This is a genomic window from Vibrio sp. ED004 (assembly GCF_023206395.1).
Taxonomy (GTDB): Bacteria; Pseudomonadota; Gammaproteobacteria; order Enterobacterales; family Vibrionaceae; genus Vibrio.
Window position 1 is genome coordinate 973,751 of record NZ_CP066149.1, and the last position, 23,743, is coordinate 997,493.

The following is a 23,743-nucleotide window of genomic DNA, read 5'->3' on the forward strand; positions in this document are numbered from 1 at the left end:
GATGAGCTTATAACGAATAGGCTCACCGACTAAAATAAACCGCTTAAACCACTCGAATACCCGCTGGCATTGCACGTTCTGGTGTCAACAATACACTTTCAGATTCATCATCCGTTTCTGCACACAGCAGCATACATTCAGAAGTGTGGCCTCTCATCTTAGCCTTAGCTAAATTACACAGCACAACAACCTGCTTGCCCAGCAACTCTTCTTCTGTGTAATAAGGGACTAAGCTGGTCACTGTTTGTAGCGTCTTCTCACCCACATCTACTTGCACGATGTAAAGCTTGTCTGCGTTTTCATGACGCACAACCTCGATGATCTTACCCACACGCATTTCTAACTTAGCAAAGTCGCCATAAGAGACAGTATCCATTTCTCACTTCTTATATTGATTTTTTATTTATCAAATAAATTCACTAAAATTAAGTAAAACTAAAATCTAACATTAGCAGTAAGCCTAATAATTACAAGCGGTAAAGATCTCATTCTGATAAGTAAAGATCATAAAATTTGTCAGCGACAGTTACCAAATCTCACTTAATTTTGGCCAACCCCAAGCCGTGATTTCAACGCCTTTAAAAACATCGAGAAAGCTGAGCGTTTGTCTATGATGGAGCATTGGGCAAATCAAGCCTTCATAGATAAGAACAGACCCGAGCTGCTCAAGTTGATTAAGATATTCATTGGGTGAGAAGTCTTCTCGAATGCGATTGAGCTCAGTCACCAGCCATTCACTCACCGCAGATCCAATCGTGGCATGCAAAACTGGGTCACTCAGAAAGAACAACAGCGCCGATACTTGGCGATTGTCATCAAGGTTAAGGCTACTTAAAACAACCTCTTCACTGAAGCCATCGCCCTGCGCTTTCTCAATAAAGGCTTCAAATGAATAAAGATTGATCTGCGCTTCAATCCCCTCTTTCGCCAATATTTGCACAGCGGCTTTGGCACTGCGTTGAACACCCAAATGAGAATAACAGGCAATCTGAACCGAGCGAGGCAATTCGATCGGTTGGCTTCTGATGTGTTTGACGTTGTGCCAGAAAGGAAAGAAGTTATGCGCGATTTCGGCGCCAAAAGTCGTTTCATTTAATTCAAGCTGACGCCAAATCTGCTCTCCATTGAGTCGTTCACTCAACCAACGACGCTGAGGGTAAGACAAGCTTGAGTTGTTCTGGTTAAAAATAACAAACAGACACCCTTCCTCAATCCGAGCTCTTAATGCGGTGTGTGGCAGGTCAGCAGTATTTCCAGTGTCCAAAGCACTCTCACTCGGCTCAGTTGTCACGTTGGTGATGATCTTCTTAGAGTACTGTCTGTGTCAGGAAGCTTCTGTGAATCGCCAGAGGCTTGGTCATGACTCGCCGTAGCTGCATTCAAAGACCAAATCGTCACTTTATCCGTTAGAGAACGAAAGCCATGAAAGTGCTCGTTGGCCGCCAAGATAAGCTTGCTGTCTGAATGCAGTTCAAGAGCGAAGATGCCGCAACCAACCACATTAGACGATGAGTTTTTGAGTTGTTCTGGAGGCTGAAGTGAGTACTTTAAATCACTCATTAATGCCGCAAAGCCTTTGTCTCGGCGGTTGAGCTGAACGGAAAATCGATAAGGCGTTTCAACCGTAATCGACTCTAGATGCTCGAGTTCGTTTTGGTAATAAGGAAGCCCTTGCAGCTCAAGTAACAGTTGCGCGATAACCTCCGCGTCTACTTTTCCGCCCGAGTGGAAACTCACTGAAGGTCGAAGGTAGAACGTCCATATTGTCCAATCTTGGTTTGCTTCCCAGTGGTGTGCGATGTTCGGAATCAGTTCGCCTTCTGGGGTCATTGATACTAAGCAAGAGTGGATTTGACGAATCAGGTAGCGTTCGCTGTTTCGATGCGGCGTTGTCGGGTTAAGAGAAGCAAATGGTCGATTATAAGTAAGCTGAACACTGACCTTTCCTTCCTTCACCTGTGCTCCTGAGGTTTGCTTGAGCAGTTGTTCGAACACCACTTGGTTGTAATCGAGAAATTCCAGAGCTCGGTCGTACTTACTCTCTTTGATCCACTCCAAGGCAATCGCGCGCTTTACCTCGGTGCGGTCAATACGACGAATCAGAGTCGAACGCTGATTTCGCCCGACTCTTGGTATCCAAGCAATCCACTTGAGTTCACTCATCTGTTTGAGAATCGCACGTGCGTGTCGTGGGCTAGTACACATCTTGTCTGAGGTCTCAGCAAGCGTGACAGCATGCTCAACCAACAATTCAAATTCTTCTAGGCGTTCGTAGTATCGAAAAAGGTCTAAAAACTTCGTTATAGGGAACTTAAAACCTAAAAATCACGCTCTTTTTCCCTACCTCATTTTTAGCAAAAATAACCATAGATTCTAGCGCAGCCCTACGGTTGAGTAATTCAGCTGAAGACAACTCATCGGTTATTGAGTGAAAAAAGCATTCACAAGAAAAGCCTCTTTCCACCATCGGCAAATCCACACTTTAAAAGCTTTAGCGATAGCAACCTACTTTATGTTTATGCTCCTACCCCCTGCAAACCATAATCTCGCTGCTATCGCTAATCCCCCTTTTGCCATTACTCACCGATGATGCGCGCCCCAAATTTTATATAACAAATTGGAGTATATTTATGTTTGCTAACTTTTTTGCCAACCTGTCTAAGGTCGGTAAAGCCTTAATGTTGCCCATAGCCTCAATGCCTGCGGCGGGTATTTTGTTGGGTATTGGCTCGGCACAATTTGGGTTTATCCCTCCTGTGGTTTCCGAGCTAATGGCCGAAGCCGGTGGCGCCGTATTTGGTAACCTGCCACTGATTTTTGCATTAGGCGTCGCGATTTCATTCACCAACAATGACGGTGTCGGCGCTGTAGCAGCTGGTATCGGCTATTACGTTTTAGTGGCAACACTGAAGGTAATGGCGGGCGTACTTGGCGTTGACCATATTGATACCGGCGTATTGGGCGGCATCATCTCGGGTGCGGTCGGCGCTTATATGTTTAACCGCTTTTACACCATTAAGATGCCCGCTTATTTGGCCTTCTTTGCGGGTAAGCGCTTTGTCCCAATCGTGACATCATTTTCGATGCTGTTCTTGGGTATCGCGATTGCCTTTATTTGGCAGCCGATTGGCGCAGGCATTGATTGGTTCGGTGCTTGGGCAACAGAACAAAATCCACTGATGGCATTTTGGGCTTATGGCACTGCGGAACGTGCGCTGATCCCATTTGGTGTTCATCATGTGATTAACGTGATTATTCAACTGCAAGCGGGCGAATTCATTAACTCAGCAGGGCAAGTATTCCACGGTGAAATCCCACGCTTCTTCGCTGGCGATCCAAATGCCGGAAATCTAGCGGGTGGCTTCCTATTTAAAATGTTTGGCCTTCCTGCCGCGGCTATCGCAATTGGTCGTGCAGCAAAACCGGAGAACCGCACCAAGGTTATGGGGATCATGATTTCAGCAGCATTGACGTCATTCCTAACCGGTATCACTGAGCCAATTGAGTTTGCTTTCATGTTCATCTCGCCAGTGCTTTACGTGATTCACGCGATCATTGCTGGCCTTGCTTACCCACTGTGTATTCTGCTGGGTGTGAAACACGGCTACAGCTTTAGTGCGGGTTTGATCGACTATGTGACCTTCTTCGGTATCTCGACCAAAGGTTGGATGATCATCCCTCTAGGTCTGGCATACGCAGCGCTTTACTACGTTGTGTTCACTTGGTTTATCAAGACGTTCAACTTGAAAACACCAGGTCGTGAAGATCAAGACAATGGCAAAGTCATCAATGACACCAGCTCTGAATTCGCCAGCGAATTGGTGGGTGCATTTGGTGGTAAGCAGAACATCTTGAGCACAGACGCATGCATCACACGTTTAAGAATCCAAGTGTCTGAACAAGACAAGGTAGACGAAGCAAAACTGAAGCAACTTGGTGCTGCTGGTGTCGTACGAGTAGGCACAGGCGTTCAAGCTATCTTTGGTGGCAATAGTGACGTGTACAAAACTCAAATGCTTGATTGGATGAACAATAACTAGTTCTAGAGTCATCCTGTTACCTGAGCAAACCTATCATTTTGCTCTCTAGAATCGCGGCCGTGCTTTGGCCGCGATTTTTATTTCCTACCGACTTCTCCTGAACTGTTCTGATAAATTAGGACAACGTTTACACATCTCATATTCCTAATAAATTCAAATATTAAGATACTCATCTAGAAATATAGAATCGACATCAATTGCACTTATTACACAATGCGTGTTTAATACTTTGGTTAACATTTTCAGCCCAGAAAGGTCTCTCATGGCAACAATCAAGGATGTCGCAAAAGAATCCGGTGTATCAGTCGCAACCGTATCTCGGGTGATCAACAAATCTCCGAAGGCCAGTGCGAGCTCTATTGAGTCGGTAACGAAAGCGATGGCGAAGCTCGGCTATCGCCCGAATGCCAATGCCCGTGCGCTCGTAAGCCAAAGTACCAATACCGTCGGTGTGTTGGTGGGTGATATTTCCGATCCTTTCTTCGGCACGCTAGTTAAATCGGTCGACAACGTTGCAAGAGAGAACGGCAAACACATCTTAGTGGGTAATGGTTCTCACAATCGCGAAGAAGAGCAGCAAGCGATTGAGTTGCTGATCAACAGCCGTTGTGATGCCCTGATCATCCACTCGAAAGGCCTAACTGACGAAGAGCTGATTGCTTACTCTAAAGAAGTGAAAGGCTTAGTGCTGATCAACCGTTACATCGAAGAAATTGCCAATCGCTGTATCTTCCTAGATAACAAGAAAGGCGCTTTCCTCGCGACTGAATACTTAATCCGACATGGTCACAAAAACATTGCGTGTATCGCCTCCTCTTCAAGCATTGAAGATGCCAACGAACGTGTTGAAGGCTACCAAGCCGCGCTCAAAGAGTATGGTATTGAGTTATCTGAAAGCTATGTCGAACAGGCTCTACCAACCAGTGACGGTGGCGAATATGCGATGACGAACCTGCTGATTAAGTCACTACCAATCACTGGTATTGTGGCTTACAACGACTACATGGCGGCAGGGGCTTTATCGGTACTCGATGAGAACGGAATCCAAGCGCCAGAGAAGATGTCGATCATCGGATTCGATGATGGCTTAATTGCCCGCTATGTTCATCCGAAGCTGACTACGATTCGTTATCCAATCCAAATGATGGCTGAGAAAGCAACACGACTTGCCTTGAACCTAGCCAAAGGTGAAGACACCTCAGCTGAGCCAATGATGTTCTCTCCAACTTTGGTGCGCCGTAATTCGGTCGAGAAAATCTAAGCTCTGTTCACTGACCAAACAGCAAGTAAATTACCACCTTCTAAAGAAGGTGGCTTTATGTGAGCCCCCTAAAAGGGGGCTTTTGTTTAGTCCAACGCCAATTGCTGCTGCTCCACGCGCTCTTTTTTCTCTTGATGTCTTACATAGCGTCGAATGATTTCTTCATTAACCCCTACGCTATCGACAAAATAGCCCCTTTGCCAAAAGTGGTTACCCCAGAGTTTGTTTCTCCTTAAATATGGAAATTTACTAAAGAGTTTTAAAGCTATTTTGCCTTTCAATACGCCCATCAACTTGGATATCGATAACTTAGGCGGAACTTTTACTACCAAGTGCACGTGGTCAACTTGAACGTTTAATTCAACGACTTCACATCCAAGTTGATTACAGTAAACGTTTATACATCGATAAACTTCTTTACCTACATTGTTTTTCAAAATCCTAAATCGATACTTTGGTGTCCACACTATGTGATATTGACATCTCCAAAATACGTGGGAAGCTTGATTATATCTGCTCATGTTATTTGTCCTCTTTGACTTCGCTAAAAATCAAGGGAGCATTTAACATGGGTAGAACTACAGGCAAAGCCAAACTGAATGATAACCACCTACTGAAGTAGGTGGTTTAGGGCTGAAAACAAAAAAAAGCCCTAACAGAATCGCTTCTGTTAGGGCTTTCCTACCTTACTCTCGTACCCAACAATCACTCCCTTATTAGGTCGTCGATTGCTCGGTGCCACTTTTGTTCATCCCCCCAAGAGCAGCGTAATCAATCACACCGCTCCATTCATAAATCAACAAAAGAACTTGGCATCACCGCTTTGAGCTAGAGTGTACTAGTTTGAAGAATCCCCCGAAAATTCAAACTGGTAGCAGGTACGGTAGTTATATTCTTGTTCAGGCTGGAGAATACAACTGTCCTGCTTCCACTCTGGGTGGTTAGGAGAGTCAGGTAAGAACTGGGTTTCTAATGCCAAACCTGCGTAATCTTCATAGCTGCCACCACTACGGTTTGGTGTGCCACCAAGCCAGTTTCCGGTGTATAGCTGCATCGCAGGTTTGGTTGAAAATACTTTTAAGGTGACCAGCGCATCTGGCGAGGTCACAGTCGCGGCACATTGAGTGCGTTTACAGCCATCAGCCAATAAGAAAGAGTGATCGTAACCCTTGGCGGCTTTCTGTTGTTCATCACCTAATAAACGCTCTGAGATCATCATAGGCTGAGTGAAGTCGAAGCTGGTCGATTTCACCGATTTCAAGTTGCCTAATGGAATGCCGACAGAGTTGGTTGGCAAGAACTGAGACGCGTTGATACTCACAATGTGAGACAAGCAATCGTGCCCTGCTTCTGCACCGAGCAGGTTGAAGTAGGCATGATTAGTCAGGTTAACTACGGTTGGTTTATCGGTGTTGGCTGTGTAATCGATAGAGACTCGATTATCTTCGGTGATTTCATAACGAACCGACACGTTCAAATTACCCGGAAAACCTTGGTCGCCATCCGCTGATACTAAGCTAAACACAACCGATGTTTCAGTTTGCTCAGCAATGTTCCAACGACGTTTATCAAAACCATTCGGCCCACCGTGTAAGGTATTCCCAGCTTGGTTGGTTTCCAACTTGTAATTCTTGCCGTCAATCTTGAAACGACCATTGGCAATACGGTTGGCATAACGACCAACTGTCGTTCCCATATAACTGGCTTGCTTCTCGAAGTTATCCATTGAATTCACACCCAATAACACTTCTCGTCTGTTTCCTTTTACTGGCAAGATACAGCTCAACCACGTTGCGCCAATATCCATGAGTGTCACTTCCATGCCGTGTGCATTCGACAGCGTGACAAGCTGAGCAGGTTGGCCATCATAGGCTGCAGTTTCTGTCATGGATTGATGCAGGTTCTGCGCTTGTGTCATTCTAAATTCCTTCTACTGCCAGTAAAAAGCCTCTACGTTGAGGTAAAGGCTTTAGTATTTGGCCTACCATGATCTTTTTGCTCGGTAAGCACTATCTTAAGTCTCGAAGCAGTTAGATTACTTCAATTAGGCTGGCGCCGTCTTTCGCTTGGCACACATAAATTGATTCTTTTAGACCCGTCGCTGCTTGATATTTCTGCTCAACGGTTGTTTTAATTTCATCAACTAAAGCTGGCGGAACCAACGCCACGATACAACCACCAAAGCCACCGCCCGTCATACGCACGCCGCCTTGATCGCCAATCACTTCTTTAACCATATCCACTAGCGTATCGATCTCTTTAACTGTGATTTCAAAATCATCACGCATTGATGCATGCGATTCTGCCATCAACTCGCCCATGCGCTTCATGTCATGAGTACGCAGAGCTTGAGCCGCTTCTACTGTACGGTCATTTTCGGTAATCACGTGGCGAGCTCGCTTAGCAACCATCTCGTCCAATACAGACTCTTTCGCTTTAAATTGCTCAATCGTTACATCACGTAGTGCTGGGACACCGAACAAGCGAGCCGCTTCTTCACACTGCTCACGGCGTGTGTTGTATTCACTGTCGACTAAGCCACGTTTCTTGTTTGAATTGATGATCACCACCGCCATGTCTTCTGGCATCGAAACCGCTTGAGTTTCTAGGCTACGGCTATCCAAAAGCATCGCGTGGTTCGCTAGGCCTTCAGCCGAGATCATTTGGTCCATGATGCCGCAGTTACAACCCACAAATTCGTTCTCTGCTTGCTGACCATTCAACGCCACTTCCGCTTGAGTGATCTCTAGGTTGTAAAGCACCTTGAATGTCTGACCAATTACCACTTCTAGCGCGGCTGATGAACTCAAACCCGCACCTTGAGGTACATTGCCAGAGACAGAAATATCCGCACCTTTAAACTGGTAGCCACGACCAATTAAACACTTCACCACACCACGAATGTAGTTTGCCCACATCTTGTCTTGTTGGAAGGTAATCTCTTGCGTGATATCGAATTCGTCTACCGCATTATCGTAGTCCACAGACACCACACGTACCATGTTGTCGTCGCGCTTTGCTGCCGCAACAACGGTTTGGTAATTAATGGCACACGGTAGAACAAAACCATCATTGTAGTCAGTGTGCTCACCAATCAGGTTCACACGACCTGGCGCTTGAACGATGTGAGTCGCTTGGTAACCAAGGACTTGCTCAAAAGATGCTTTCACGTTTTGGATTAGATCAGACATAAGTAAACTCTCTGCTTAAACTCTTTGTTCAATTGGTTATGGCCCCTTCATGGCACCACTTTAATTCTTTGAGATTCCCGACTCCTTTGTTCCTCACTCTCGGGATTGACGCAAAAAGTTTCAATGAAACTGTCATTCCAGAATCGAGGGACGAGATATCAGGAATCTCGTTTGTTATTTACGAAGCAGGTATTACTGCTCTTTGTAGTGAACGTCGCTCAAATCGCGAAGACGTTGCGCTGCTTGTTCTGCGGTCAGATCACGTTGCGATTCCGCCAACATTTCGTAGCCCACCATGAACTTACGAACCGATGCGCTGCGTAGTAGTGGCGGGTAGAACAGAGCGTGCAGTTGCCAATGGTCAATATCGGTGCCCTCTTCAAAGAACGGTGCGTAGTGCCAACCCATCGAGTATGGGAATGAGCATTGGAACAAGTTGTCGTAGCGACTGGTTAGCTTCTTAATCGCGACCGCTAAATCATCACGCTGCTCGTCAGTTAATTCGCTCATGCGGCGAATATGCGTTTTAGGTAGCAACATGGTTTCGAACGGCCATGCAGCCCAGTAAGGCACAACAGCAATCCAATGTTCCGTTTCAACCACAGTGCGTGAGCCGTCTTTCATTTCAGCTTCAACGTAATCCACTAATAGGTTTGAACCTTGTTGCTCAAAGTATTCTTTTAGCAGCTTTTCTTTACGTTCAATCTCGTTTGGCAAAAAGCTGTTCGCCCAAATTTGACCGTGTGGGTGAGGCTGTGAACAGCCCATGGTCTCGCCTTTGTTCTCAAACGCTTGAACCCATAGGTAATCTTTACCTAGCTCTTCAATCTGCTCGTTCCAGGTATCGATCACGCCGCGTATTTTGTTCACAGGCAACTCTGGCAGCGTTTTGCTGTGGTCTGGAGAGAAACAGATAACGCGGCTCAATCCACGAACACCTTGAGTCTTAAATAGAGGGTTGTCAGACTCTGGAGCGTCAGGCGAATCAGGCATCAACGCCGCGAAATCATTACTGAACACATAAGTACCGTCGTAATCTGGGTTTTCGTCACCCGAGATACGTGTGTTGGTCGGGCACAAGAAACACTCTTTCTCGTACTCAGGAAGTTGTTCAGTCGATGGCTTCTCGTCTTGACCACTCCACGGGCGTTTAGCACGGTGCGGTGATACTAAGATCCACTGACCCGTTAGTGGGTTATAACGACGATGCGGGTGGTCTACTGGGTTAAATTCAACTTTTGACATACTTACATTGCTCTTAATTTTTGTGTCTTGGTCAATTCACCAAGACGAATAATTCTTCTACAAGGAGATTCCCTATCACGCTCGTCCCTCGCTGTAGGGAATGACGTGTAATCTCGTTGTGCTATTTGTGCAAAGGCAACCGCTTCATAGCCTTGTGCTTATCCGTCATTCCAGAATCGAGGTACGAGATATCTGGAATCTCTCTTTTCTCAATAACCTAAAAGTTTCTTAGTAACCCTGAGGGTTATTCGACTGCCAATTCCACGTATCCGCCGTCATTTCCATCACGCTGCGAGTCGCCTTCCAACCCAGTTCGCGTTCTGCCTTTTCAGTGCTTGCCCAACATTCGGCAATATCACCAGCACGGCGCGGGCAAAGTTCATAAGGAACTGGCTTGCCTGATGCTTGTGCAAAAGCTTCAACCATCTCAAGTACGCTTGAGCCTTTACCGGTACCTAGGTTGTAAATGTGCAAACCCGCTTTCTCGCCCACGGCTTTTAATGCCGCTACGTGGCCGTCAGCCAAATCCATTACGTGGATGTAATCACGAACACCCGTACCATCAACGGTTGGGTAATCGTTTCCAAAGATAGAAAGCTTCTCTCTACGGCCTACAGCAACCTGTGCGATGAACGGCATTAGGTTATTTGGAATGCCTTGCGGATCTTCGCCCATGGTGCCTGATGGGTGTGCGCCAACAGGGTTAAAGTAGCGCAGTAAAGTCACGCTCCAGTCGTTTTCCGCGTTGAACAAATCACTCAAACACTCTTCGACCATGTACTTACTACGACCATAAGGGTTCGTGGTATCGCCCGTTGGTGAGCTTTCGGTGATCGGTACAATCTCAGGGTCGCCGTATACGGTTGCAGAAGAGCTGAACACGATGCTTTTCACGCCTGCTTTCTTCATGCTGCGCGCTAGAACCAGAGAACCATTGACGTTGTTATCGTAGTATTCCAAAGGCTTAGCGACTGATTCGCCCACCGCTTTTAGGCCAGCGAAATGAATGACGGCCTGAATGTCGTGCTTAGCAAACACGTCATCTAAGAAGGATGCATCACGAATATCGCCAAGGTAAAATGTTGGCGTTTGACCGGTTAGGGCATTGATTCGCTCCAGTACTAGCTCTTTGCTGTTGCAAAGGTTGTCTACAATGATTGGCTCCATGCCCGCCTGCATCATTTGAATACATGTGTGACTTCCGATGTAACCCATTCCGCCCGTTACCAGTACTTTCACAATCAACCTCTCTTCACTGTCATTCATGATGAAATCTGAACCGATACTCTGTGTATTAGTTCGTTGTTATAGAAATAGTAGCAGCCAATCTGACTATAATTCTGTGATCAGAACCACGAAGTGTAAACGTTTACACAAAGTTCCACGAGACACATTCATATCAACATTGAGTTGATGAATCGATAGACAGTGCTAATTCATTGAAATTAAATGAGATCTTTATAGATAGTTAGATTTGCGACATCACAGAGGAGTTGAGCATTTATTTTACTAAAAGTTAATGCATTGGCTTTCAGTTTGATTACAATAGGTCAGTAGAATAAAGAGGTGCATTGCTTTTTTTACTAAAGACGAATTTCAAAGCAGCGCAATGTTCCAAGAACAGGAAGTGAGTATGGCAACGTTAAAAGATATCGCGACGGAAGCAAATGTTTCATTAGCTACCGTTTCTCGGGTTCTCAATGAAGATCCTACATTAAGCGTCAAGGAAGAGACCAAAAGGCGTATCTTTGAAATTGCCGAGAAGTTGGAATACAAAACCAGCAGCTCACGTAAATCGGTTAGCAGTAAAAAGCAGAACCACCACTTCCTTGCTCTGTACAATTACAAGCAAGAAGCGGAAGTTAACGACCCTTATTATCTATCAATTCGCCACGGTATTGAGACTCAGTGCGAGAAGATGGAAGTTAACCTAACCAACTGTTATGAAAGTAAAATACAGACCAACTCTGGCCAGATAACCGGCATTTTACTGGTTGGTAGAATGACGCAAGAAGTTATCGCACAAGCGAAAAAGCTTACCGATAATATCTGTTATGTCGACTTTACCGATCACTCTGAACCTTATGACTCCGTTGATATTGACCTTGCTCGCATCAGCAAAGAGATCACCAACTTCTTCATTAACCAAGGCTACGAACGCATTGGTTTCATCGGTGGCCAAGACGACATTAACACCTCTGATATTCGCGAAGTCGCGTTTGCGGAATACGGTGGTTTGAAGAACGTGGTCAGCGAACAAGACATCTACCGCGGTGACTTCTCTAGTTCATCTGGCTACAAGCTGGCGAAGAAAATGCTAGAGAGCGGCGATTACCCGAAAGCGATGTTTATTGCATCCGATTCGATTGCAATTGGTGTTTTACGCGCCGTTCATGAACATGGATTGAGCATTCCAGAAGACATTGCGCTGATCAGTGTCAATGACATCCCAACCGCTAAATTTACCTTCCCAAGTTTATCAACCGTTCGTATTCACTCTGAACTGATGGGAATTCAAGGTGTTAACCTTCTGATTGAGAAAGTACGCGATGGCCGTACTATCCCACTAAGAGTTTACGTACCAAGTAAACTCAAGCTACGCGACACAACAAAATAGCAATAAATTTCAAACAGATAACGAAAGGTCACCTCTATTATAGGTGGCCTTTTTTGTACCTGTTATCTCCCTCTCCAATCACATATCGTCTCTTCCAATCTGCTGTATAAAACACCAAATAGCATTCTTTTAAGTGGATCACACAGCACCGTAAAAAGCCCACAAAAAACGTGATGGAGTTAAAGTAAAACGTTTTCACTAATTTCATTTAGTAAAACTTTTACCAATAATTACCTCAGTCCAAAAATACTCGTATTCACTACGACCCATTACGCATAAGAACGTCGGCCAGCATTCAAACAGGCCGAGAGAGAGGCAACGTGAACAACTGGGAAAACTTCCTGAACTTACATGAGAACCGTATGGCACCACGTGCTTACTTCTTCTCATACGCATCAGAAAAAACAGCTAAGACATTTCAACGTGAATTAAGCAGCCACTTCCAACTATTAAGTGGTCAATGGAATTTCAGCTACTTCACCAACCCGTTACTGGTTCCTGAAGAGTTTTACTCTCAAGAGATGAGCGACTGGGGCCACATTACGGTTCCAAACATGTGGCAAATGGAAGGCCACGGCGATCTTCAATACACAGATGAAGGTTTCCCATTCCCGATTGATGTGCCTTTCGTACCATCAGACAACCCAACAGGCGCATACCAACGCTCTTTCTTCCTTGGCGAAAGCTGGGACGAGAAACAAACCATCATCAAGTTTGATGGCGTAGAGACTTACTTTGAGGTTTACGTAAACGGAGAGTACGTTGGTTTCAGCAAGGGCAGCCGCCTAACCGCTGAATTTGATATTTCTAACCACGTAAAAGCGGGTAACAACTTACTTTCTATTCGCGTGATGCAGTGAGCAGATTCAACCTACATTGAAGACCAAGACATGTGGTGGACGGGCGGTATCTTCCGTGATGTTTACCTTGTTGGTAAAGAGCAACTGCACGTTCAAGATCTAACGGTTCGTACTGATTTTGACGATGCTTACCAAAGCGCAACCCTTTCGTGCAATGTTGCTCTAGAAAACCTAGCAGCAGCGACAAACGCAACCCTTGAGTACGCATTGCTTGATGGCAGCCAAGTTATCTCGCAAGGCTCAGTAGATAGCTTAAATGTTCCTAACCAACAGACTGGCGGCAATGCGAACACTCAATTCTCTATCGATGTAGTGAACCCAGTTCAATGGAATGCTGAAAACCCATACCTTTACCAACTGCTGCTTACGCTGAAAGACGCTGACGGCAAAGTGTTAGAAGTGATCCCACAACGCGTTGGTTTCCGTGACATTAAAGTTCGTGATGGTCTGTTCTACATCAACAATAAATACGTGATGCTGCACGGCGTGAACCGCCACGACAACGACCACCTAAAAGGTCGTGCTGTTGGCATGGATCGCGTAGAGAAAGACTTAGTGTTGATGAAGCAACACAACATCAACTCAGTACGTACTGCACACTACCCGAACGACCCACGTTTCTACGAACTGTGTGACATCTATGGTCTGTTCGTGATGGGCGAAACCGACGTTGAAACACACGGCTTTGCTAACGTTGGTGACCTAAGCCGCATCACTAACGATGCAGCATGGGAAGCGGTGTTTGTTGAGCGTATCGAACGTCACATTCACGCTCAAAAGAACCACCCTTCTATCATCATGTGGTCTTTAGGTAACGAATCTGGCTACGGCTGCAACATTCGTTCTATGTACGATGCAGCTAAAGCGATTGATGACACGCGTTTAGTTCACTATGAAGAAGACCGTGATGCTGAAGTGGTCGACATCATTTCAACCATGTACTCACGAGCTCAGTTAATGAATGCCTTCGGTGAATTCCCACACGAAAAACCACGCATCATCTGTGAATACGCACACGCAATGGGTAACGGCCCGGGCGGTTTAACCGAGTACCAAAACGTGTTCTACAAGCACGACTCGATTCAAGGTCACTATGTTTGGGAATGGTGTGATCATGGCATTTTAGCACGTGATGAAGCAGGTACTGAGTTCTACAAGTACGGTGGAGACTACGGTGACTATCCGAACAACTACAACTTCTGCATGGACGGTTTGATCTACCCAGACCAAACGCCAGGCCCTGGCTTGAAAGAGTACAAGCAAGTGATTGCCCCAGTGAAACTTCGCGATTTCGATGCACAAACTGGCACCTTCACTGTCGATAACAAACTGTGGTTCTCAAACATCGATGACTACACCATCACTGCAGAAATTCGCGCTGAAGGTGAAACCATTGCTGTGCAACACATCAAGGTTGAAGAGCTGGCAGAAAACTCTAGCCGTGAACTAACACTTAACTTACCACAACTTGATGAGCGCGAAGTGTTTGTGAACTTTACTGTTCGCAAGGATTCTCGCACGCCTTACAGCGAAGCGAACCACGACATCGCGGTTTACCAATTCCAAGTGAAAGATAACACGGCGCAGCTAGAAGCCTTCACTAACAACAATGCTACAGCACTGAATGTTGAAGAGTCTCGCCTCGCTTATCTAATCAAAGGCCACAACTTTGCACTGAACTTCTCGAAAGTAAACGGCAAGCTGACCTCATGGCTCGTCAATGGCGAAGAGATGATTAAGTCAGAACCAAGACTCAACTTCTTCAAGCCAATGATCGATAACCACAAGCAAGAGCACGATGGTTACTGGGAGCCAGCACACCTACAGATCATGCAGGAACACTTCCGCTCACTTAACGTTGAACAGAACAACGGCAAGGTCGAGATCACGACCACCAGCATCATTGCTCCACCAGTATTTGATTTCGGCATGCGTTGTGAATATCGCTACCAAATCAGTGCAGAAGGCCAACTGAACGTTGAACTGAGCGGTGAACGTTACGGTGATTACCCTCACGTGATTCCAGTTCTTGGTTTCGATATGGGCATCAACGGCGACTTCGACCAAGTTCAATACTACGGCCGCGGCCCTGAAGAGAACTATCAAGACAGCAAGCAAGCCAACATGATTGATGTGTACCAATCAACGGTTGCAGACATGTTCGAGAACTACCCGTTCCCACAAAACAATGGCAACCGCCAACACGTTCGTTGGGCTGCGCTTTCAAGCCGGGCGGGTAATGGTATTGCAGTAAAACCACAGCAAGAAATCAACTTCAGCGCATGGTTCTACACCAATCAAAACCTGCACCAAGCACAACACATTATTGAGCTAGAGAAGAGCGGTTACATCACGCTAAACCTAGACCACCAAGTGATGGGCTTAGGCTCTAACTCTTGGGGCAGCGAAGTGCTCGACTCTTACCGCGTGTACATGGACGAGTTCCGCTACGGCTTAACTCTGATTCCATTCCAAGCAGGCGATTGCGACGCGCAGCACCTAATAAATCATAACTTTGGCGATGAGTTTTTTTCGGCGAACGCACCAAAAGCTCAACCACAACAGAACGAGGCATAAGTGATGATCGTTTTAGAGAACTTAGAACAATTTAAAGTCGTTTACCGCGATGGTCGTAAATGGCAACGCTGTGTAGAGGCGATTGAAAACATTGGCAACATCAAAGATGGCGTGATGTATTCGATTGGTGACTCACTGGCTTACATGATTGAAGACGGCGTGGCTCTTAACACTGAAAACTTCACAGGTAACCGTCGTTACTTTGATGTGCACTACTACTTGGAAGGTCGTGAAACGGTCGAGTTTGCAGATAAGTCTCAGCTTGAACAGACCCAAGCTTACAGCGATGAAACCGACCGTGAACACCTAATGGGTAACGGCGAGACTCGTGAGTTAGTTGAAGGCCAAGTGGCGATCTTTGATAACAGCAAAGCTTACCGCTTTCACGGTGATAACCGAGTTCGCAAAGTGGTACTGAAAGTGACCATTGAAGACGGCTACTTCCTTAATAAGTAAACAACTGAAAGTAGAAACAACAAGATCTATTCACAGTGTGACTGAGGCTTGCCGTTCAAGGCTCAGTCACACTGCAAACGCCTTTATACTTCCTCCCTACAAGGAAGCTTAAAGATATAACGACTATAATTACGTGCCCCTTGGAGGACACTATGTCTGAATCTGTACGCGGTAAGTTAGGCAAATTTGCCCTACTCTCCATGACATTTGCAGCGGTATTTAACGTTCGCAACATTGTAAACAACAACATCGAATTGGGATTGAGTTCTGCTCCGATCTTTTTGCTCGCTACCCTTATTTACTTCATTCCATTCGTGTTCATCATTGCTGAATTCGTATCTGCAAATAAAAATTCTGAGTCAGGCATGTATGACTGGCTTAAAAACAGCCTACCTAGGTTCGTTCCTATACTGGTTCGTAAACCTTTTCTGGTTTGTATCCCTGCTACCAAACGTAATCGCCTATGCGTCTTACGCGATGTTGGGCTATGAATACGCCTTCTCGCCAGTCGTTACATCGGCTATCTCGATTGCTTTGTTTGCAGCAGCAACTCACATCTCAACCAAAGGCGCGAGCTGGCTAGGTAAGATTGCCGAGATCGTGGCATACGGTGTATTTGCTCTGTTTGCAATCTACGTTATCGGTGCACTAATGGCACTGGGCGGCAACCATGAGCCAGTAGAACCAATCACGCTTGAAGCAATGACACCGACCATCAACTGGGCAACGCTAGGTATCATGTGTTGGATCTTCCAAGCAGCCGGTGGTGCAGAAACCGCAGCCGCTTACCTAAACGATGTTAAGGGCGGTCACAAGTCTTTCATCAAGGTCATCATTGGTGCAGGTATCGCGATTGGTGCGATGTACGCAGTCGGCTCTCTACTAGTAAACGTATTCGTAGCACGTGATGAATTAACTTACGCTGGCGGCATGGTTGAAATATTCACAGGTATGGCGAACTACTTCGACATTTCACAATCTCTAACGGGTCGCTTCGTTGGTATCGTACTGTTCGTTGCAATGTTTGGCTCGATGATGATGTGGACTGCGGCTCCTGTAAAAATTCACTTCTCTGAAATCCCTAAAGGTGTTTACGGTGAGAAGACAACAGAACTGAACGAGCACGGTGTTCCTGTTCGTGCAGCATGGTGGCAGTTTGCGTTCGTATTCGTGATGCTTGTGGTTAACGGCTTCGGCTCTGAATCTGTACAAGACATGATGAACACGGCTATCAACCTAACAGCCGGTACCGCAATGTTACCGCCTATCTTCATCATGGTGGCTTACTTTGTATTCCGCTTGAAACACGACGACACACCGCGTGATTTCCGAATGGGCACTCGAGTTCAAGGTATGGCAGTGGTTTCGGTACTGATTGGTATCTTCGTTGTGAGCATGACAGCATCGGCATTCCCGACAGGTGTTGACCTTGTTCAAGCCTTCTTCATCAACGTCTTCATGACCGCTGTATTCTCAGGTATTGCATGGTGGTGGATCTCTCGCTTTGAAAAGAAGCAAGCAGGTAAAGAAGCAAAGCTAGAAACGGCTAAGCAGTCGTAATCCAGAATCTATACTCCCAATTCAAAAGCGCCTTCATTGGCGCTTTTTTTGTTTTAAATCAGATAATTAAAACAACAAGCTCAAAAATAAAAACGCCGTTCCGTCAAGGTTTCACTTCACGAAAAACGCCAATTAATCGGTAATAAAACTCGAATAAAAACAAAGGTAAAACATTAACTAAATTTATTTACTCAAGGTCACATAATTGATCAATTTTGATTAACTTCCCGCCGCTTAATCTTTAATCTTCTTGCTGAAGAGACAAGCTGTTCCATATAAAAAAACGACACAAAGCCCCTACAAGCCTTATTAAACGTCGCACATGAAACAGCCAATTTCTTTACAGAACTTCTGAGTCGTTAACTTGTTGTTTCGGTAATAAATTTACTGAAAACAGCAAAGGTAAATCACGAAGAAGTCCGATCGTAAATCTATAAAAATAATATCTGAGCCAACCCTGATTGATCTGAGCGGGTGTTTGCCAAACCAACATAACAATAAAAGTGCGGCCTAGAGCGTCCCTCTCTAGGACCAAGTTATAACGATCATCAACGTGATTCACCGGAGAACATCATGTCCGATAATAAACGCAGTACGATAGGCAAATTTGCCCTACTGTCTATGACCTTCGCGGCGGTATATAGCTTCAATAACATCATTAATAACAACATCGAAATCGGCCTCTCTTCGGCTCCGATGTTCTTTTTAGCAACCATCTTTTATTTTGTTCCTTTCTGCCTGATAGTCGCTGAGTTTGTGTCACTGAATAAAGACTCTGAAGCGGGTGTTTATTCTTGGGTTAAAAGCTCGCTAGGCGGCCGCTGGGCGTTTATTTCGGCTTACACATACTGGTTTGTTAACCTATTCTTCTTCACGTCACTGCTGCCTAGAATCATCGCTTATGCGTCATATGCGTTCTTAGGTTTCGAGTACATCTTCACGCCAATGACCACGGCAATTCTGAGTACCATTTTGTTTGCGGTCGCGACTCACATCTCGAACAACGGCGCGAAGCTACTGGATCCTATCACCTCTTTAACTTCGTCACTGATGCTATTGCTGACTATGTCTTATATCCTGTTATCAGGTGGCGCATTGGTTGGTGGCATCGAACCGGCTGACCCAATCACGATTGAGGCAATGACACCAAGCTTTAACTGGGCATTCCTTGGCGTAATCACTTGGATCTTCATGGCGGCTGGCGGTGCAGAATCGGTCGCGGTTTACGTAAACGACATCAAAGGTGGTCACAAGTCTTTCGTTAAGGTAATCATCATTGCCGGTATATTTATCGGTGCGCTTTACTCGGTTGGATCTGTACTTGCGAACGTGTTTGTTGCTCGTGAAGAGTTGAAGTTTACCGGCGGTTCAGTACAGGTATTCGAAGGGTTAGCAAGACACTTTGGCCTGTCTGAGATCCTAATGAATCGCTTTGTGGGTGTGGTTTCATTCACTGCGATGCTGGGCTCGCGACTGATGTGGACAGCAACACCGGTTAAGATCTTCTTCTCTGAAATCCCTAAAGGCATCTTCGGTGAGAAAACTGTCGCACTCAACAAACAAGGCGTGCCAGAGCGTGCTGCTTGGGTTCAGTTCTTCATCGTAATTCCGCTGATGTTCATCCCAACACTGGCGTCGGACACAGTGCAAGACCTAATGAGCACCATCATCAACATGACAGCCGCAGCCTCTATGCTACCGCCACTGTTCATCATGATTGCTTACCTGCACCTGCGTGTAAAACTAGACCATCTACCTCGTGATTTCCGCATGGGCTCACGCCGAGTAGGCATTACCGCAGTGTCGATTCTTATCGGTATCTTCACGATAGGATTCTTTGCATCGACCTTCCCAACGGGCGCTGACATCATGACCATCATTTTCTACAACGTGGGCGGCATTGTGATCTTCCTTGGCTACGCGTGGTGGAAGTACGGTCAATACGAGAAAAGCTTGTCTCTAGAAGAGAAGAAGCTAGAAGCAAAGCCAGAAACTGCTAACGCTTAATTTGGCTTGATACTCTCATTAAAAATCTAAGGCACTCTCCATTTGGTGAGTGCCTTTTTATTTACAAGCCTGTTTATTGGTTCAAAATTCGATTCACACCCCAAATACCTCCCACCCCAAGCATTAGCGTACAAATTCAACTAAAAACCAAAATAAATTAAAAGTAAATATTTACTAAAAATAGGTCACATTTTTAGATCGATTTAATTTTAAACACAAAAATAATCATTAATATCGGTTTTGCGATCGTAAGTGACCTGACCATATACGCCTTGAAGAGCACCCCAATATTAGAAGTCAGAACAGCCTGCGAAGCTTCATTTATCAACCCGAAACAGAAGTGAATAAAATGAAACGTAGTTTTACTAAAACCACTCTTATTACAAGCTGTATCCTTGCTGCTCTAACGGCTAATGCCCACGCTGATGAAACAGCCGCTAACCACAGCGACACTCAGCCCCCTAAAACAGAATCTGAAACGCTATTTAACTTCTATGGTGAGCTTGGCCTTGGTGGTCACGTTGCACTAGAAGGCGACGACAAAGGCCGCTACTCAGACGGCACTTACATTGAGGCTGGCTTGGCTATCGAGCATGGCAATTGGTTTGGTCTTGCTTACATGGAAGGCTGGACGGTACAAGCCGATGACGAAGGCAATGCATGGGCAACTGGTCATGGCTGGGGCGGCTTCGAAGGGGGCTTTAACCGCTTTTACGCTGGTTACCGCACTGACGAAAAAACAGAATTTATTGTTGGTCGTATGGACTCATCACTGGATGACGTTCAATGGTGGGGTGACCCTACCGTCGAGTACGGCTACGCGATCTCAAACACGCGTGACGTACATGTCGGTGTGAAGATCCAAAATCTAGAAGGCAAGCTACGCTACAGCGTTTCATTCGCGCCTGAATCAGACTTCTCTGAAGACGATGCCCTACTTCACTTCGGTAAGTACGACAACTTCGCAGACCAATGGAAAGACAAAAATGCCATGGTCAACGGTTACCTCCAGTACGATCTGACTGACGACCTAACCCTAATGGGCGGCGGTGAAGTTCGTAATAACGATGGTGGTGAACTTCTACTATTGGGTGCTGAGTACAAGAACTTCGCAACGCGTGTATGGCACGACACAGACAAAGGCAACCAAGAGTCTTTCGGTAGCGAGTCAGGTATTCAAACCAGTGCTTGGTACGAAGCGGCACAAGGCGTTTACCTATCAGCAGCCTACAACTACGCCAACTTTGACGGCGACAATGGCGAAAAAGAGATCACCTCTTACATCAACGCCGGTGTTTGGTACGAATACGGCAACGGCGCGTTTGCGACTGCTTTCGATAGCCGCTTTGGCGTAGGCAGCGACACTGAAATTGGCGACGCACAAGTGTTCGCAATGCAATACTTCTACTGGTAATAACAGGAACTCACTATGAAACTGAACAAATCATTCGCAGCTCTCGCTATTGGCGCAGCACTTGTTGTTACTGGCTGTACATCAAATACAGGCTCTGAAGAACTTCAAGCCAACCAATTTAAAAACGTTATCGACCGCACTGGCTCACCAGAATACATGCGTGATTACGACTTCGATGACCACCAGCGTTTCAACCCATTCTTCGATTTAGGTGCATGGCACGGCCACCTACTGCCAGATACAGCCGAAGGCATGGGCGGCTTCCCAGGTACAGCGCTGCTTACCGAAGAGTACATCAACTTCATGGCTGATAACTTTGACCGCCTAAGCGTGTTCAAAGATGGCAAAAAAGTCGCATTCACCATGGAAGCTTACAGCCTACCGGGCGCATTGGTTCAGACACTAAAATCTGACGATGTAACGGTAGAGATGACAATGCGTTTTGCTTCCAACCGTACCTCTTTGCTAGAGACCAAAATCACCACAGACTCACCGGTTGAATTGGTGTGGGATGGCGAACTGCTAGAGAAGACACACGCGAAAGAAGGCGTCGCTCAAACCGATAAAACCATTGCTGAAACCTACCCTGAGTACGATCGTCAAATCGTCGCAACTGACGATGGCTTGAAGGTAACTTTCGGTAAGGTGCGTTCAACATGGGATCTGCTGACTTCAGGCGAGTCTTAGTACCAAGTTCATAAATCGATTCCAACCCAAACCACAGTTAATGGCCTAACGTTTACTTCAACGGCAAACATTGAAGAATCGACCACCATCTACACCACTTACTCGCATGTTCTAACGGCAGAAGAAGCACAAGCTGAACAGCCTGAAATCAAAAAGATCATGGCAAACCCAACTGACTTCTTAGCGGCATCAGCAGAACGTTGGGAAGGCTATCTTGAGATGGGCTTAACCAACCCGAATGCAACACCAGAGCAAGAGCGTGTTGCAGTTAAAGCAATGGAAACCCTAAACGGTAACTGGCGTGGCGCGGCAGGTGCAATGGAGTTTGATTCTGTCACTCCATCGGTAACCGCTCGCTGGTTCTCAGGCAACCAAACATGGCCATGGGACACATGGAAACAAGCCTATGCAATGGCTCACTTTAATCCAGACGTGGCGAAAGATAACATCCGCGCAATGTTCGCTTACCAGATTCAGGCTGACGACGCGGTTCGCCCTTGGGATGAAGGCTACGTGCCAGACCTACTCGCTTACAACCTAAGCCCAGAACGTGGCGGCGACGGTGGTAACTGGAATGAACGTAATACTAAACCAAGCCTCGCCGCATGGGCAGTAATGGAAGTCTACAAGACCACCAGCGACGAAGCTTGGCTTGAAGAGATGTATCCAAAACTAGTGGCTTACCATGATTGGTGGCTACGCAACCGTGATAACAACGGCAATGGTGTTCCAGAGTATGGCGCTGCTCGCGACAAAGCACACAACACACCTGAAGGTGAAATGTACTTCACCGTGGTTCGTGGTGATAAGCATGAAACCGTCGTAGGCCAAGCAGCACTGGATAAAGTGGTAGCGGAAGGTAACTACGATTACATCGAGAGCCCAGCTCAAACCGCTGCATCTTGGGAATCCGGTCGTGACGATGCGGCAGCCTTTGGTTTCATTGATAAAGACCAGCTAGACGCATACGTCGCGAACGGCGGCAAGCGCAGCGATTGGGATGTTGAATTCGCTCAAAACCGTGCGAAAGACGGCACACTGCTAGGCTACTCACTGCTGCAAGAGTCGGTTGACCAAGCAAGCTACATGTACAGCGATAACAAGTACCTAGCAGAAATGGCTGACATTCTGGGTAAAGACGCTGAAGCAAAAGAGTTCCGCGAAAAAGCGGAGCACCTATCGAACTACATCAACACCTGTATGTTCGATGAAGGCACTAACTTCTACTACGACATTCGTATTGAAGATAAGCCTTTGGCGAATGGCTGTGCGGGTAAACCGATTATTGAGCGTGGTAAAGGCCCTGAAGGTTGGTCACCACTGTTCAACGGTGCAGCAACGCAAGCACATGCTGATGCGGTTGTTTCTGTGATGAAAGATACGGGAGAGTTCAACACCTATGTTCCACTGGGCACAGCAGCGCTTTCTAGCCCAGCATTTGGCCCAGATATTTACTGGCGTGGACGTGTATGGGTAGACCAGTTCTACTTTGGCCTAAAAGGCATGGACAGCTACGGGTACCGTGACGATGCGATTGAAATGGCAGGTGCGTTCTTTGACCACGCTGATGGCTTGGTGCAAGACGGCCCTATCCGAGAGAACTACAACCCACTAAACGGTGAACAGCAAGGTGCACCAAACTTCTCTTGGAGTGCCGCTCACCTATACATGTTGTATAACGATTTCTTTACTGATGCAGAGTAAGTAAAAACCTATACCTGTCTTCTGGAATTCAATGAAAATCTAACCTCATAAATTTCAGGTTTTGGCACTCAGTTTCTCGCTGAGTGCCTTTTTTATATCTGAAGTAACGTAAGCGAAAAACAGG

14 protein-coding genes and 3 pseudogenes are annotated in these 23,743 nt (G+C 46.1%); 9 read left to right on the forward strand and 8 right to left on the reverse strand.

Annotation, left to right across the window (positions count from 1 at the left end; genetic code table 11):
- Window positions 1-43 precede the first annotated feature (43 nt).
- From ITG10_RS04190 to ITG10_RS04200, 3 genes are all read right to left on the reverse strand, one after another.
- Entirely contained in the window at window positions 44-376 is a 333-nt protein-coding gene (locus ITG10_RS04190) for a tRNA-binding protein (protein WP_017631189.1), read from the reverse strand.
- A 150-nt stretch (window positions 377-526) separates the two neighbouring features.
- A complete protein-coding gene (locus ITG10_RS04195; RefSeq protein ID WP_241430324.1) occupies window positions 527-1,264 on the reverse strand; it encodes a hypothetical protein in 738 nt (245 codons plus the stop codon).
- 23 nt (window positions 1,265-1,287) lie between these two features.
- Window positions 1,288-2,250, reverse strand: coding sequence for an SgrR family transcriptional regulator (locus ITG10_RS04200; RefSeq protein ID WP_241430325.1), 963 nt, complete (start codon window positions 2,248-2,250; stop codon window positions 1,288-1,290).
- A gap of 380 nt (window positions 2,251-2,630) precedes the next feature.
- Here ITG10_RS04200 and ptsG point away from each other — a divergent pair, with 380 nt between their 5' ends.
- Both ptsG and ITG10_RS04210 read left to right on the forward strand, forming a co-directional pair.
- Window positions 2,631-4,040 (forward strand): PTS glucose transporter subunit IIBC, encoded by a 1,410-nt coding sequence (gene ptsG / locus ITG10_RS04205; protein ID WP_017631190.1) that lies wholly within the window; start codon window positions 2,631-2,633, stop codon window positions 4,038-4,040.
- A gap of 262 nt (window positions 4,041-4,302) precedes the next feature.
- Window positions 4,303-5,301: a substrate-binding domain-containing protein gene (locus tag ITG10_RS04210; RefSeq protein WP_017631191.1), complete on the forward strand. Its 999-nt coding sequence runs from the start codon at window positions 4,303-4,305 to the stop codon at window positions 5,299-5,301.
- Between the two features lie 86 nt (window positions 5,302-5,387).
- Here ITG10_RS04210 and tnpA read toward each other — a convergent pair whose 3' ends face one another.
- From tnpA to galE, 5 genes are all read right to left on the reverse strand, one after another.
- On the reverse strand, window positions 5,388-5,822 hold the full coding sequence (gene tnpA / locus ITG10_RS04215) for an IS200/IS605 family transposase (RefSeq protein WP_017633274.1): 435 nt from the start codon (window positions 5,820-5,822) through the stop codon (window positions 5,388-5,390).
- A 317-nt stretch (window positions 5,823-6,139) separates the two neighbouring features.
- A complete protein-coding gene (gene galM, locus ITG10_RS04220) occupies window positions 6,140-7,219 on the reverse strand; it encodes a galactose-1-epimerase (RefSeq protein ID WP_017632575.1) in 1,080 nt (359 codons plus the stop codon).
- A 112-nt stretch (window positions 7,220-7,331) separates the two neighbouring features.
- On the reverse strand, window positions 7,332-8,492 hold the full coding sequence (gene galK, locus ITG10_RS04225; protein ID WP_017632574.1) for a galactokinase: 1,161 nt from the start codon (window positions 8,490-8,492) through the stop codon (window positions 7,332-7,334).
- Window positions 8,493-8,684: 192 nt separating this feature from the next.
- Window positions 8,685-9,737, reverse strand: coding sequence for a UDP-glucose--hexose-1-phosphate uridylyltransferase (locus ITG10_RS04230; RefSeq protein ID WP_017632573.1), 1,053 nt, complete (start codon window positions 9,735-9,737; stop codon window positions 8,685-8,687).
- A gap of 228 nt (window positions 9,738-9,965) precedes the next feature.
- Window positions 9,966-10,976, reverse strand: coding sequence for a UDP-glucose 4-epimerase GalE (gene galE, locus ITG10_RS04235; RefSeq protein ID WP_026084420.1), 1,011 nt, complete (start codon window positions 10,974-10,976; stop codon window positions 9,966-9,968).
- Window positions 10,977-11,370: 394 nt separating this feature from the next.
- On the opposite strand from galE, the gene ebgR reads away from it, so the two are divergent.
- The 7 genes and pseudogenes from ebgR to ygjK all read left to right on the forward strand — a co-directional run bounded on the left by ebgR (window position 11,371) and on the right by ygjK (window position 23,619).
- Complete coding sequence (gene ebgR, locus ITG10_RS04240) at window positions 11,371-12,354, forward strand: transcriptional regulator EbgR (protein WP_026084419.1); 984 nt, start codon at window positions 11,371-11,373, stop codon at window positions 12,352-12,354.
- Between the two features lie 320 nt (window positions 12,355-12,674).
- Window positions 12,675-15,791: pseudogene (gene ebgA / locus ITG10_RS04245) on the forward strand (beta-galactosidase subunit alpha).
- 3 nt (window positions 15,792-15,794) lie between these two features.
- Window positions 15,795-16,247, forward strand: a complete 453-nt coding sequence (locus ITG10_RS04250) for a beta-galactosidase subunit beta (protein WP_026084418.1) — start codon at window positions 15,795-15,797, stop codon at window positions 16,245-16,247.
- Between the two features lie 152 nt (window positions 16,248-16,399).
- Window positions 16,400-17,807 (forward strand): annotated as a pseudogene (locus ITG10_RS04255) (amino acid permease).
- A 573-nt stretch (window positions 17,808-18,380) separates the two neighbouring features.
- Window positions 18,381-19,814, forward strand: coding sequence for an amino acid permease (locus ITG10_RS04260; protein WP_248386719.1), 1,434 nt, complete (start codon window positions 18,381-18,383; stop codon window positions 19,812-19,814).
- 349 nt (window positions 19,815-20,163) lie between these two features.
- Complete coding sequence (gene ygjJ, locus ITG10_RS04265; RefSeq protein ID WP_017632566.1) at window positions 20,164-21,228, forward strand: protein YgjJ; 1,065 nt, start codon at window positions 20,164-20,166, stop codon at window positions 21,226-21,228.
- Window positions 21,229-21,243: 15 nt separating this feature from the next.
- Window positions 21,244-23,619: pseudogene (gene ygjK, locus ITG10_RS04270) on the forward strand (alpha-glucosidase).
- Window positions 23,620-23,743 lie beyond the last annotated feature (124 nt).

Coding starts and splice junctions, on each gene's coding strand:
- ITG10_RS04190 (WP_017631189.1), bottom strand. CDS start 376: ATGGATACTGTCTCTTATGGCGACTTTGCTAAGTTAGAAATGCGTGTG.
- galK (WP_017632574.1), bottom strand. CDS start 8,492: ATGTCTGATCTAATCCAAAACGTGAAAGCATCTTTTGAGCAAGTCCTT.
- ITG10_RS04250 (WP_026084418.1), top strand. CDS start 15,795: ATGATCGTTTTAGAGAACTTAGAACAATTTAAAGTCGTTTACCGCGAT.
- galM (WP_017632575.1), bottom strand. CDS start 7,219: ATGACACAAGCGCAGAACCTGCATCAATCCATGACAGAAACTGCAGCC.
- ITG10_RS04260 (WP_248386719.1), top strand. CDS start 18,381: ATGTCCGATAATAAACGCAGTACGATAGGCAAATTTGCCCTACTGTCT.
- ygjJ (WP_017632566.1), top strand. CDS start 20,164: ATGAAACGTAGTTTTACTAAAACCACTCTTATTACAAGCTGTATCCTT.
- ebgR (WP_026084419.1), top strand. CDS start 11,371: ATGGCAACGTTAAAAGATATCGCGACGGAAGCAAATGTTTCATTAGCT.
- tnpA (WP_017633274.1), bottom strand. CDS start 5,822: ATGAGCAGATATAATCAAGCTTCCCACGTATTTTGGAGATGTCAATAT.
- ptsG (WP_017631190.1), top strand. CDS start 2,631: ATGTTTGCTAACTTTTTTGCCAACCTGTCTAAGGTCGGTAAAGCCTTA.
- ITG10_RS04210 (WP_017631191.1), top strand. CDS start 4,303: ATGGCAACAATCAAGGATGTCGCAAAAGAATCCGGTGTATCAGTCGCA.
- ITG10_RS04230 (WP_017632573.1), bottom strand. CDS start 9,737: ATGTCAAAAGTTGAATTTAACCCAGTAGACCACCCGCATCGTCGTTAT.